12 protein-coding genes are annotated in these 12909 nt (G+C 54.8%); 7 read left to right on the top strand and 5 right to left on the bottom strand.

What is annotated here, in order from left to right:
• The first annotated feature begins 35 nt into the window (after positions 1-35).
• From ACQUQR_RS10165 to ACQUQR_RS10175, 3 genes are all read left to right on the top strand, one after another.
• Positions 36-1274, top strand: a complete 1239-nt coding sequence (locus ACQUQR_RS10165; RefSeq protein WP_435196365.1) for a glycosyltransferase family 4 protein — start codon at positions 36-38, stop codon at positions 1272-1274.
• Positions 1275-1491: 217 nt separating this feature from the next.
• On the top strand, positions 1492-2259 hold the full coding sequence (locus ACQUQR_RS10170; protein ID WP_435196366.1) for a cytidylyltransferase domain-containing protein: 768 nt from the start codon (positions 1492-1494) through the stop codon (positions 2257-2259).
• Positions 2260-3258: 999 nt separating this feature from the next.
• Positions 3259-3942, top strand: coding sequence for a methionyl-tRNA formyltransferase (locus tag ACQUQR_RS10175; RefSeq protein WP_435196367.1), 684 nt, complete (start codon positions 3259-3261; stop codon positions 3940-3942).
• On the opposite strand, the gene ACQUQR_RS10180 is transcribed toward ACQUQR_RS10175, so the two are convergent.
• The 4 genes from ACQUQR_RS10180 to ACQUQR_RS10195 are packed head-to-tail and all read right to left on the bottom strand — an operon-like array spanning position 3943 to position 8180.
• Positions 3943-4992 (bottom strand): N-acetylneuraminate synthase family protein, encoded by a 1050-nt coding sequence (locus ACQUQR_RS10180; protein WP_435196368.1) that lies wholly within the window; start codon positions 4990-4992, stop codon positions 3943-3945. It lies immediately after the preceding gene.
• A gap of 41 nt (positions 4993-5033) precedes the next feature.
• Positions 5034-6224 carry a DegT/DnrJ/EryC1/StrS family aminotransferase gene (locus ACQUQR_RS10185; protein WP_435196369.1) on the bottom strand — a complete coding sequence of 397 codons (1191 nt, stop codon included), beginning with the start codon at positions 6222-6224 and terminating at the stop codon, positions 5034-5036.
• Positions 6221-7156, bottom strand: a complete 936-nt coding sequence (locus ACQUQR_RS10190) for a dTDP-glucose 4,6-dehydratase (RefSeq protein ID WP_435196370.1) — start codon at positions 7154-7156, stop codon at positions 6221-6223. Before ACQUQR_RS10190 ends, ACQUQR_RS10185 begins: the two co-directional genes overlap by 4 nt.
• The gene (locus tag ACQUQR_RS10195) at positions 7149-8180 is read right to left on the bottom strand and encodes an SDR family NAD(P)-dependent oxidoreductase (RefSeq protein WP_435196371.1); all 1032 of its coding nucleotides are present in this window, start codon (positions 8178-8180) and stop codon (positions 7149-7151) included. The genes ACQUQR_RS10190 and ACQUQR_RS10195 overlap by 8 nt, the downstream gene beginning before the upstream one ends.
• A 443-nt stretch (positions 8181-8623) precedes the next feature.
• Here ACQUQR_RS10195 and ACQUQR_RS10200 point away from each other — a divergent pair, with 443 nt between their 5' ends.
• From ACQUQR_RS10200 to ACQUQR_RS10210, 3 genes are all read left to right on the top strand, one after another.
• Positions 8624-8911: a hypothetical protein gene (locus tag ACQUQR_RS10200; RefSeq protein WP_435196372.1), complete on the top strand. Its 288-nt coding sequence runs from the start codon at positions 8624-8626 to the stop codon at positions 8909-8911.
• Positions 8912-9004: 93 nt separating this feature from the next.
• Positions 9005-9352 (top strand): hypothetical protein, encoded by a 348-nt coding sequence (locus ACQUQR_RS10205; RefSeq protein ID WP_435196373.1) that lies wholly within the window; start codon positions 9005-9007, stop codon positions 9350-9352.
• A 435-nt stretch (positions 9353-9787) separates the two neighbouring features.
• Entirely contained in the window at positions 9788-10198 is a 411-nt protein-coding gene (locus ACQUQR_RS10210) for a hypothetical protein (RefSeq protein WP_435196374.1), read from the top strand.
• Between the two features lies 1 nt (position 10199).
• Here the strand turns inward: ACQUQR_RS10210 and ACQUQR_RS10215 are convergent, their stop codons facing one another.
• Complete coding sequence (locus ACQUQR_RS10215; RefSeq protein WP_435196375.1) at positions 10200-11447, bottom strand: glycosyltransferase family 2 protein; 1248 nt, start codon at positions 11445-11447, stop codon at positions 10200-10202.
• A 299-nt stretch (positions 11448-11746) separates the two neighbouring features.
• Here ACQUQR_RS10215 and ACQUQR_RS10220 point away from each other — a divergent pair, with 299 nt between their 5' ends.
• Complete coding sequence (locus tag ACQUQR_RS10220) at positions 11747-12664, top strand: NAD-dependent epimerase/dehydratase family protein (protein WP_435196376.1); 918 nt, start codon at positions 11747-11749, stop codon at positions 12662-12664.
• The last annotated feature ends 245 nt before the right edge of the window (positions 12665-12909 follow it).

Below are 12909 nucleotides of genomic sequence, written 5' to 3' on the forward strand. Positions count from 1 at the left end.
ATTTTCACCCGGATACGGCTTCGACCGGGCAGCTGATGACTGACCTCGCGGTGGGGCTCCAAGACCGTGGACTGGACATGAGGGTTTTCACCGGCCAGCCGAACTACCACAGCGGCGATAACGGGAAACAGCCTACCCACTCAACCCACGAAGGTGTCGATGTGACCCGAATTAGGGCCCCTCAAGTTCGACAGTTGTCGTTCCTTCGCCGGGGCTTCAACTGGGTCGTGTTCACGGTCTGGATGTTCCTGCGATTACTGGTCTCACGGCCCGGCCGTGACCGTGAGCTCGTGTTCGTTTCCAATCCCCCGTTCCTCCCCGTGGCAATGTGGTTGGTCTGCAAGCTCCGGGGCTGGGAATACACCTTCATCGTGCACGACCTCTATCCGGACTTCACTATCGAGACGGGATACTTCGAAGCGGATGGCCTTGTCGACCAAACGTGGTCCAAACTGAACGAGTACGTGTTCGGTGACGCGAAGCATATCGTAGCATTAGGGCCTGTAATGCGATCTCGTATCGCCGCCAATGCTGGCCCTGGCTTCGATACGTCGAAGATTGCCATCATCCACAACTGGGAAGACGAGGAGTTCATCCAGCCCAAAGCGAAAGAAGAGAACTGGTTCGCTGAGAAGCACGGTGTGGATGAGACGTTCACACTGCTCTACTCGGGGAATATCGGTGAGAACCATGACCTCGAAACCGTTGTCGAAGCGGCCGCGCAGCTTGACGACGAAGTGGACGTAACAATACTCATTATCGGAGAGGGTGACAAGAAGGCAGCCATAGTCGATCTCGCTGAAGAGTATGGCCTTCGCGGCTCCCGAATCAAGTTCCTCCCATACCAGCCTCTCGACGATCTCCCGTACTCACTCACGGCTGGTGACGTGTCGATTGTGACCGTCCAAGAGGGCATGGAGGGCATCTGTGTATCGAGCAAACTCTACACCGCAATGGCTGCCGGGATGCCTATCCTTGTCATCTCCCAACCAGACGACGACGAAGCCCAAATTGTGGGTGCATTCGACGCAGGGATCAACGCTGCCCAAGGAGACACTGCAGCGGTAGTGGAGGCAATCAATACATGGACAACCAACCCCGATCTTGTTCGGGAGCAAGGCGAGAACGCTCGGACTGCGTTCGAAGCTCGGTTCACGAAAGACGAGTCCATCGATCGGTACTACGACATCCTTGTAGACAGCCAGTCGGTTGCCCCCGACCCGGTCGCTCAGGCGTCGGATGACTCCTCAAACCTCGATCGAGACAACTTCTAATACTCAGGCCCGATTTCCTCGGTCGGCGTCGCAATCAGTTTCAACATATCAGAGGTTTCGGACACTTAGAAATAAGTTTCAAATATCTAATTCACTTCTGCGGGCGGTTCGACTGTCTCAATGATTATGTATTCTAGCTCATTCAAATAGTCGCAGTAGCATGCTAAAGATCACATAACGAACCTGGATTTATTATCTCTCTCCCTATGTACTAAGCATGGGCGGACATACTGTCGCAATTATCCAAGCTCGGATGGGTTCTACTCGACTTCCCGGGAAAGTTTTACTCCAATTAGGTGATGAATTTGCCTTAAATCATGTAATTCGGAGGGTTAAAAATGCAAAAGAAATTGATCAAGTGGTTGTAGCAACTTCGGATAAGTCTGCCGATGATATTTTAAAGTGGTGCGGTGAGAATAACGAGGTTCCGGTGTTTCGTGGCAATGAAACAAACGTTCTTCTTAGGATGTATGATGCGGCTGAATGTGTTGGAGCGGATGAGGTCGTTCGTGTCACGGGCGATTGTCCACTCATAGATCCACGGGTTCTTGATGCGGTCGTTAGACAACGCAGGAAGGCCGATGCTGACTATGCATCGAACATACTTGACCGAACCTTCCCGAGAGGACTGGACGTTGAAGCATTCACCCTGGAGAGTCTCCAGCGTGTCTATGAGGAGGCTACGGAGGCCGCTCATCTTGAACACGTGACTCTCTACTATCGGGATAATCCCGGGGTATTCGAATTATCGAATGTTGCATCTCAGGAAGTATTTGAGAATGATGAATTACGTGGCCGCACCGATCTCCGACTAACACTTGATGAAGCCGCAGATTATCTACTACTACGAGAAATATTCGAACGCGTGGATTACAGCATCACCCCTGAGTTCGCTGACGTTGTGGCGTATATCGACGAACATGGGTTGGCTGATATGAACGAATCTGTGTCACAGAAAGCTGCGCACGATGCATCTCGCAATTAGAGCTGATGGTGGTCCGGAAATTGGCTACGGGCACCTCGTTCGCTCCGGGGCACTAGCTGCGAAAATCGTCGATCGAGGACATCGCGTTACGTTCGCCACGACGACACCACGACACGTCAAAGATGTTTGTCCGACTCAAGTTAATACATTCAAACTGCCAAAAAGAGATGACCCAGAACCGTTCGTCGAGTGGATTGATACGGTGTCACCTAACATGGTGTTCACCGACGCGTACCCTGTGGACACGTTCTATCAACGCATAGTGCGTAGCCGTGTTCCACTCGCAGTACTCCAAGACGACGACATTCATGATATCTGTTCTGACCTGTTCATCAATGGAAATTTGTACGCAGAGTCATTGGAGTATAACTTTATAGGCCAGCCTCCGAAGTGGTGTCTCGGACCTGACTACGTTCTTCTCCGTGATGTAATCCGAAACCTATCCACACGAGGCCAAATATACCGAGACCCCCCGAGGAAAGCAATCATCACGATGGGGGGCAGCGACGTGGCAAACCTAACACCGAAGGTTCTCCAGGCATTCGATGGCCTTTCGGTTCGCGTGGATACTATTATTGGCCCTGGGTTTTCCGAGGAACAAGAACACGAGATTCGAACGACTGCAGAGAGCATCTCGACACCTGTCGTTGTGACCCGTGACCCCCGTGATCTCCCGGAACGAATGTTGCAAGCAGATATCGCTGTCAGTACAGCAAGCACGACAACATACGAACTCCTCGCTTTGGGAACCCCAATTGTGAGTATTCCTGTTGTTGAAAACCAAGTGCCAATTGCTGCGGCACTCTCCGGACGTGACATTGCAAGTGTGGTACAACCAGCTGATTGTACAAATGGCGTGCGACGTGCAATCAAACAGTATTTAGACCATCCAAAACTCTGCCGGAGGCGCTGTAGACGGGGCCGCCAGCTCGTTGATGCGCGAGGAACAGAACGAGTCATCCAACAATTACTTTCGTTGGCAGAGGAAAACAGAGCCGTATGAGTGAAGAACTTGACGTTGTTTTTCTGGGAATCAATGATGCTGGAATGCGGATCTACGAGTGGCTCTGTGAGCGGGATGGCATCTCTGTTCATTCACTACTTACTACCAAAGACCAACTCACGGTGGTCCCAGAGGTAGAACCGGATTATCTCATCTCATGTGGCTACCGGCATATTGTCCCGAAGGAGATTCTGGACGTTCCAAAAGAAGCCTGCCTGAATCTCCACCCAGCGTACCTCCCCTACAATCGTGGCGCAAATCCAAACGTGTGGAGTATCGTTGAAGGAACACAAGCGGGGGTCACCCTCCATCACATGGACGCATCGATTGATACGGGTGATATCGTTGCACAGCGAGAGGTAGATGTGGACTTTGCAGACTCGGGAAAAGATCTATACAAGCGGCTTGAAGACGCGCAAGTCGAGCTATTCACTGATGTCTGGCCGGAGGTTGAGGAAGGTACCGCCCCCCAGGTCGAACAGAAGCGGGAGGCAGGAACGTACCACGAAACAGCAGAGTTTCAGGAGTTGTGTGAACTCTCTCCCGAGGAGGAGGTTACTGTGAAAGAGTTAGTAAACCGATTGCGAGCACTAACGTTCCCCCCCCACGATAATGCTCGAATCGAAATTGATGGGGAAACGTATTATGTAGAGGTGGATATTCAACCCGAAAGCAGCTAGCTACTCTTCCAAATCATCCCACTGGATACCACTACCTTCTTGAATATGTTTGGCGGCCGTTTTTCCAACTACTTCGTCGTAATGTTTTGGCAATAGACCTTGCTTTTGCTCTCCTGGGCGGAGAATATTAATCTTATCTCTGGTAACTTGATCTCCTGGATTAATTTCGGTGACCGCCTGAATCGTTCGTCTCGCTTTATCATGGAGCTCTTCTTCGACCTCCAGGACCCGTTTGCCCCCCCCCCCGAGTGCACGTTCAGTATCTCGGATAGCTGCGATCATAGAGTTCAGCTCATCTGGTTCTAACGCGAACTCGTGGTCAGGACCTTCCATGTCCTTATCGAGGGTGAAATGCTTTTCTACAACTCCCGCTCCGAGGGCGACGGCCGCAGTTGGTGCCGTCGTGGGCTCGATTGTGTGATCCGAGATGCCACTCATCACGTTAAATTCCTCTGCCAAAGTTTTGACCACTTGAACGTTAATGTCAGACAGTGGGGTCGGATATGCCGCCACACACTGGAGTAATACAAGATCTTCAACGCCCGCGTCGCGGAGCCCCTCGACAGACTCCCGAACTTCCGCTAACTCATGCGCTCCCGTGGACATAATGATCGGTTTGTCCGTCCCAGCGAGATGTTGGAGAAATGGAAGGTGACTGCTTGTGTAGGAAGCTACTTTCCATGCTGGAACGTACGGCTCCAGTTCCTCGGCAGATCGCTCATCAAACGGGGTTGACATGAAAACCACGTTTTGTTCGTTGCAGTAATCGTGGAGTTCCGGAATCCACTCGTAGGGCATCTCCATCGACTCGATAATGTCGTAGATACTCCGTTCGTCGTCAAGGTACTCGACGTTCCCGCTATCTTCTACGTAGAGGTCCTCTGCCCTGAATGTTTGAAACTTAACTGCATCAGCACCCGCTTTGGCGGCCACATCGATGAGTTCCTTCGCGATGTCGATGTCACCGTTGTGATTCGACCCAGCTTCGGCAATGACGAATGTGGGCTCGTCGGGACCAACAGGTCGGTCGCCGATTGTGAACGACTTCATGTAGAACACTCCTTCGCTTCCAGATATAAATGTCCTGCCCGCTACGTCTCGTAGTCGTGGAGTCGACGAATCGCAGCAATCACGTGCTCGACCGTTTGGCCGTCCATCGCAGGGTACAGCGGAAGCGAGACAACCCGATCGTAGACCGCTTCAGCGTTCGGGAATTGTCCAGGTTCATAGCCGAACTCCGACTGGAACAGCGGATGGTAATTTAGTGGGACGTAGTGAACTTGGACATAGATGTTCTCCGCATGCATCGCGTTGACGAACCGTTTCCGGCCACAGCCGAATCCTTCGTCGATCTCGACTGCATAGAGGTGCCACATCGGGTCCACATCATCTTTGACCGTAGGCGTCTGGAGTCCCGAAATATCTGCAAACGCTTCCTCGTACCGGTTGATGATGTCAGCTCTTCGCTGTTTGAATTCCTCGATTCGCTCGAGTTGCGACAGCCCGAGAGCTGCCTGAAGATCGGTGACGTTGTAGTTGTACCCAACCCCCTCCGTGACTTGGAACCACGGCTCGTCCTCGTGTCCAGCAGGGTCGTATTCCATATCGAACGAGCGGAGCGACCTAACACGTGTAGCCAGGTCGTCGTCGTCGGTAACGACCATCCCTCCTTCAGCAGTGGTGATATTTTTGACCGGGTGAAAGCTGAAAATCGCCGCATCTTGGTGACTCCCAACTGGCTCTCCACGCCACGTTGAGCCAATAGCGTGACAGGCGTCCCAGATGAGAGTCAGGTCGTGTTCGTCCGCGATGGCCAGCATTTCGTCGAGCTCACATGGTTGGCCTGCATAGTGCATCGGAATGAGGCCTGCTGTGTCATCCGTAATCTTTTCGCGAACCGACTCTGGGTCAATATTTCGCGTATCTCGTTTGACGTCCGCAAACACCGGCGTAGCGTCATTATAGACCGCGGCGTGCGCTGTCGATGCGAATGTGAGCGGCGTTGTGATTACTTCGTCTCCCGCTCCGAATCCTGCGGCCTTTCCGATCAGGTGTAATGCGGCGGTGCCTGAGGTCACTGCAACGGCGTGGTCGACACCGACATACTCGGCTACGGCTGCCTCGAACTTGTCGACAGTTGGTCCACGAGTAATATAGTCACCCTCCATCGACTCGAGGACTGCCTGTTTATCGTCCTCGGAAATCGACTGTCCGCCATAGCCAATCCCCTCTTCGAACATCGGCTCCCCTCCCTCTATCGCAGGTAGTGGTTCGTCAATCATTTGTTCGACCGGTTCGAAAGCCAAGTTCGTAACTCCTCGATGCCTGCTTCGAGGCTGTACTCTGGCTCCCACTCGAGTACCTCCTTCGCCTTCGATGGATCACACAACAGTTTCGGAACCTCACTTTGTGGGTGGTGATGTTCGACGTGCTCAATGTTTCTTCCATCACTCGCGATGAGTCTCGCGAGTTCGTTGATTGAGACGTCCTCCCCGGTGCCAGCGTTCAACACCTCTCCCACCGCTGCTTCGCTGAACGTCGCGTCAACTACGAATCGCGCACAGTCGGTGGCGTATAGCAAGTCACGTGTCTGTGTACCGTCTCCGTAAATCTTCAACGGCTCGCCGTTCAAATCACGCTCGACGAATATCGGGACAACCCCAACCTCTTGGTACGGGCCATAGGTGTTGAACGGACGTAGGATCGTTACCGGTAGATCGTACCCATGGTAATACGATTCGGCGACATTCTCTGCAGCGAGCTTCGTGCCTGCATATGGAGATGCTGGCTTTACAGGATGCGTTTCGTCGATGCCGTCCTCGGAGTCTGCCATATCATACACCATACAGGTGCCCATTAGTCCAAGTCGCGTGTCCGTGGCCCGGCATGCTTCGAGAACATTTCGCGTCCCGACAACGTTCACCTCGAAGTGATCGTTCGGACGCTCAAGACTTTCATGGACATCGATCTCTGCTGCAAGATGAATGCAGGCTGCAGTCTCCTGATTGATTAGTCGCTCAATAGCCGCTTCATCACGAATATCGCCTTCGAAAAACTCGAATCGTGGCTCATTATGGAACTCTTCGATGTTCTCTCGACGCCCGTTCGAGAAATCATCAAGGCTAATAACTGAGTATCCCTGATTTAGCAATTCATCGACGACCCATCGCCCAATGAATCCAGCAGCCCCGGTGACGGCGACTGGCTTACTCATCCTTGACCTCCGAAACGATTTCGTCCTCAACGAATGAACGAACTTCGGCAGGAGCCAGTAAGTCAGCCTCTCCCGAAGACCGTTCTACAACTTCTGGGGCGGAAAACCCTTCAAGCCCTTTATGAGTTAGGTAGCCGTTCTCAGTTGTTTTCTCGGGTGGGATTGCATACAACTCCCCGTTCTCCACAGCTCGATGGGCTTCCCGTTCTGTCATTATATGTTCGTGGATAGTCTCACCGATACGGCGTCCGATTAGCTCAACCTGAACCTGTTCCGGGTCGTATCCATACTGAGGTGCGAGAACATCTATCATTGCCTGAGCAAGATCCTCGATACGCATTGCTGTCATCTTCCGCAAGAACACTTCACCACCTTCCATATGTTCTAACGCGCCTAAAACGAGATCTCCAATCCCCTCGAAGGTCAGGAAGAACCGGGTCATTCGTTCATCTGTAAGGGTTACTGGTCCACCGTTCTGAATTTGTTCAGCAAATAATTGGACGACGGATTCTGAGGAGTTTACAACGTTACCGAATCGAACTGAGGCGAGGGTAATCTCGCGATTACCGCGATACTTGTTACCGGCAGTCACAAGCCGTTCACCCAGGAGTTTGGTCGTTCCCATAGTATTCGATGGGGCGACGGCCTTGTCGCTGCTTGTGAAGACAAGTTTTTCGACCGATTCATCGATCGCGGTATCGACGATGTTCTGCAATCCAAGAACGTTCGTCTTGACCGCCTCGAACGGATTGTATTCAGAGATATCGACGTGTTTCATCGCTGCAGTATGGACGACAATGTCGACATTTTGCATTGCACGTTCTAACCGATTCTTGTCTCTTACATCACCGACGAGGTACCTACAGCGATCGTCATCTAGACGGCGACGAATTGAGGCAAGCCCCGGCTCATTATTCTCGAAAATTCGGATTGATTCGAGATCACTTTCTAGAAATCTGGGGATCAATCGTTCACCAACGGACCCTGCCCCCCCCGTAATTAAAATCGTCTTACTGTCAAGCATTGGATTGAGATTATTGACACAACGAATCAATCTAACGGTACTGGGTACATTTTCATTACCAGACCGACCAGGGCGGCGTTGACTATCTGTAGTGCGAATAATACGTGCCACAGATACCGACTGTAGTAAGCTGACCGTGGCGTTTTACAGGTCGAGTATTTCCTCACTCGAGTGGCCAGTGGTCAAGAACGTCTATTTCGACTTGGCCAGACCCGAATCACTGTCGAATAATCCTCTAGTTAGAAAATATAAATCAATTAAGTACAACGAGTAATTTGCACGAAAGAGGTCTCTACGCCGAACAGAGACAACCGACCACTCAGTCACATATGGACTCGCGTCGTGACGCAATCCCAAGTCGCACCAGAATCGCATCGCTGACCAGTCTCCCAGCGCACGCCGGGGTGACAACGTTCCCACTCCTACTTGTCGCCTCGACACCCGTGGCCGCCCAGTCAACGGGCCAGGCGTTCTGCAACACGCAGCTCGCTCAGACCATCCAGAACATGTTCACGCTGGTCCAGTTCGGCGGCCCGCTCGTCGGGGGACTCATCGCCCTTGGGGCAACCGTCACCATCCCGATGACGCGCCGCGCCGACCGAAAGAAGGAACTGAAGGAACTCCGCAACCAGGGCCTCATCTACGGCGTCCTGATCGCGCCACTGGGTACGGCCATCATCACGTTCCTGCTGAACAACGTGGTCGCCGGGGGCTCGAGTTGCGGGTTCTGACCGTACTCACCTGCACACTCCTGCTCATGGCCACGCCCGTACTCGCCCACGCCCCCCCCGGACCTGCCTCCACCGAACAGCACCGACCACAGCGTGAACGACACTACGTTTCCCTTGCTCTGGTCCGGCGACCGTGACAGGACCAATCTGACCACCAACACCAGCGCCATCGACGAACTCGCGGCGGGCACGGACGTACCGTTCGACAGCCCACCCAAGGCCGTCGCACGGTGGAACCGCGGTGACCACGCGGAGTTCCCTGTAACGAACGACTCTACATCCATCCACCCACCGGACGCCACTTTCGACGATAGCGTGGTCACCGAGGACGCGTCCGTCGAGGTGTTCGCCGTTCAACCTGCAACCCGAGCACGCCAGACGACCAACCGCTCTACGTCGCGCCCACCGGGACTGTCCGGGCGACCGTGGACTACCGGCTGACGAGCCATCGATTCGCAACGCGACTGTCAAATGGACCCACCGAATCGACGACATTCGATTGCTGGTCGATGGTGAAGTCGTCGACTCGACGCAGGATACGCACACGCCGGTACTCGAGTACATTTACCGAGACGTATCGCGCAGGCCAGCATACGATTACCACCGAAGAGAGGTGCCCACGGTGCGTGCATACAGGGACGCAGCACTCGAGCGGTGAGAGCGACAGGGAAGAAGCGGACGCAAAGGCGACCGTTGGGCGACTCTCCGTGGAGCCAGATCTAACGCAGACCATTCTCTGCACGAGAGGACGACAATAAGCACAGAAGATCACTGTCGTAGAAGCGAATCCACAAACGTTGGAGAATGCATCGAAATGTCACCAAATACACTGAACACATCCAAATAGTAAAGTCATCTAACCTTGAATAACTCTCTATGCCATTCGAGAAATTCGAGGAGGCCGGAAGCGGCCGGGGACGCCCAGCAGGAACGGAGCCGATGATCTCGATTCGAAAATCGGGGAGTATCGGCATCAATCAGGCTGCAATCGAGGCGTATTTCGAGGAGAGCGACGGGGCTGTGATGTACTACGACGAGGATGAGCATCACGTCGGCATCGAGCCGGTCGCGGACAAGGACGCCGACGACGCGGCGTACACCATCACGAAAACGGACTCCGGTGGAACGGTCGCCCCGAAGGCGTTTCTCGAGCGATACGAGCTCATCCCCGTGGTGACGACACAGTACGAGCCAACGCTCCTCGAAGATGACGGCCTGGTCGTTATCGACCTCGATGAGCCCATCGGAACCCACGGTTCGCCGGACGACGAAAGCGAAGGAGAATAATCTATCGCGAGTGCGTCTCCAGCGAGTGCAAAATAATCGCGGTGAACGCCGCGAAGATCCCGGCCAGCGTGAAGAACACGGACACGAGCGCTAATCCCAGTGGAAACACGCCAGAGTTCAGGAAGTTCGAGAACGTCGCGTAGCCAAAGCCCAGCCCAACCACAGCACTCAGAAAGCCTGGGACTCCCAGCACCGTCACCGGCCGTTCTCTCTCTACCGTTCGCAGAATATTGTTCACTAGCTGTAGTCCATGCGAGAGTGGATGCTGACTACTCGCGTTCTCGACTTCGTAGTCGATGGTCGTTCCCACTTCCTCTACAGTGTATCCCTGCTTGTGGGCGTGATACAGGATATCCGTGCTTGCGCCCATGTGGTCACCAACACCACTGTCAGCCGCGAGCGACGCAATCGCCTGCTGATTGTACGCCCGAAAGCCACTCTGTGTGTCAGCAATTCTCGAATTCCTTCGAACCACACCCAGACTCAAATTTGTGAGCAAGTTCACAACACGCAATCCAAACCGCCGATACAACGGTAGTTCCGTCTCCGAGCCCTCCTCGAACCGACTGCCGATAACGATATCCGCGTCGTTGGCACGCTGCTGTTCGACCAAGTCCGGAATATCACTCGGGTCGTGCTGGCCGTCGCCATCGAGAATCACGAGATGTGCAGCGTTCGCGAGGTCGGCTTCCTGAAACGCCGTCTTCAACGCCCCACCGTATCCCTTGTTCGTCTCGTGTTCGATGACGGTCGCGCCAGCATCGAGCGCCTGCTCGACGGTCGCATCCGAGCTCCCGTCGTCGACGACGAGTACCTCGTCAGCGTGGGGCGTCGCCTCCGCCACCACGTCTGCGATCGTCTTCGCCTCGTTGTAGGCCGGGATCGCGGCCAGGACGGTGGGCGCTGAACCCACCGCGGCCGTGAACTCCGGCGCGACCGCATACGAGGTCGACTCGGTGGCCGCCGCCACGCTCGCCTCGTAGTCGATCGTTCGGCTGAGGGTGCCGTGCGTCAACAGCCCGGGATAGCCGATGTCCCGGGCCTCGTTCGCGAGCGTCTGCCAGAGCACGTCCTCCCTCTGTCTGGTGTGCTCGGGGACGACGACCGTCGCCCCGAGCTGGTCCGCGAAGCGAGCACCTTCGACGCCTGGATCGGTCGCGATGACGAGCACGTCGTGGTCGTGGCTTTGCGCTCGAAGCACCGCCCCCGCGACCTCGTTGCCGTTGTCGGCTGTCGCGATAACGCCCACGGCTGGTCGCTGTAGTGCTGTCCCCCTCGATTCGAGTCCCCGTTGTGATTCAGTTTCCGACATCTTCGTTGGTTACCTCCTCCCTCCCGTTCCCCTGCGAGCGGGATCGTGTAGATTCGTCTGAATGGTTCAACTGCTCCACAATAAACGCTTTCGTCCGTCTAGAATCACTGTATTATTTTCAATGGTTCTCCTGAAATCCGGTATCCGGGATACGCTGTCGTGTGATATTGCGTCATAATCACTATTTCTATCAAACAATCAACTTAAGAAGATAGTCGGGGAATGAGTACCCAACAGTGGTCTCTGAACTGTCCTCAATCTCTGCACTCGTCACCGGTGGAGCGGGCTTCATAGGGAGCCATCTCACGGAGTCCCTCCTCGAACACGGCGCGACCGTCACGGTCCTCGACCACCTCGAAAGCCACACACCCAAAGACATTCCCACCCAGGCCGAGCTCATCGAAGCGGATGTCCGGGACACCGAAACCATGGACGAAGCCCTTCACTCGGTGGATGTCGTCTTCCACCTCGCCGCGGTCGTCTCAGTCGCTCGCTCCGTCGAGGACCCGATCGGGAGCCACACGGTCAACGCGGATGCGACGCTGAACCTCCTCGAGCTGGCTCGCAAACACGACGTTAGGGTGGTCATCGCCTCCAGCAGTGCCATTTACGGCCAGCCGGAGTACACGCCCATCGACGAAGCCCATCCCATTCAGCCGGAATCGCCGTACGGTATCGACAAGGCGACCATCGACCAGTACGCCCGTGCATATCACGAGTTCTATGGCCTCGAGACCGTCGCGCTTCGCTTCTTCAACGTCTACGGCCCGGGACAGACGGCCGGTGACTACGGGGGCGTCATCAGTATCTTCAAGGAGCAGGCGGAAGCGGGCAATCCTATCACGGTCGACGGCGACGGCTCACAGACACGGGATTTCGTCCACGTTTCGGATGTCGTCGACGCACTACTGCTCGCAGCCCGGACCGACCACGTCGGCGAGGCGTTCAACATCGGGACCGGAGCCGAGACCAGCATCGCCGAGCTCGCGGAGACGATACGCGAGGTCACCGAAACTGACTCCGAGATTACGTACACGGATCCCCGACCGGGAGACATCGACCACTCCGTCGCCGAGATCACGAAGGCACGCGAACAACTCGGCTTCGACCCGGGGCTGTCACTTCGGGCGGGACTGGAGACGTTTCTTGGGTAGCCAGCAGTGGGTGGAACTTTCGAAAACGGATACCCCGTCTCGGAATTCCACGAAATCGGCTTACGACGGGTTGCAGAGACACTCGTGTCGCTTCGCGGATTGGTTGACGATGAACTCGTGGGTTTCCGCGGCTAGCTCGAACAGTATTTCAGCACGCGCCCGTGCTGCCAGCCCGTCCTGATAGTACGTCTTTGCACTGTGGGTTGTGGACGGATTGTCGGCTCCTCCTCTCCCTACTCCGGTCG

Source organism: Natronomonas sp. EA1 (assembly GCF_051195035.1).
Lineage (GTDB): Archaea > Halobacteriota > Halobacteria > Halobacteriales > Haloarculaceae > JBNTJV01.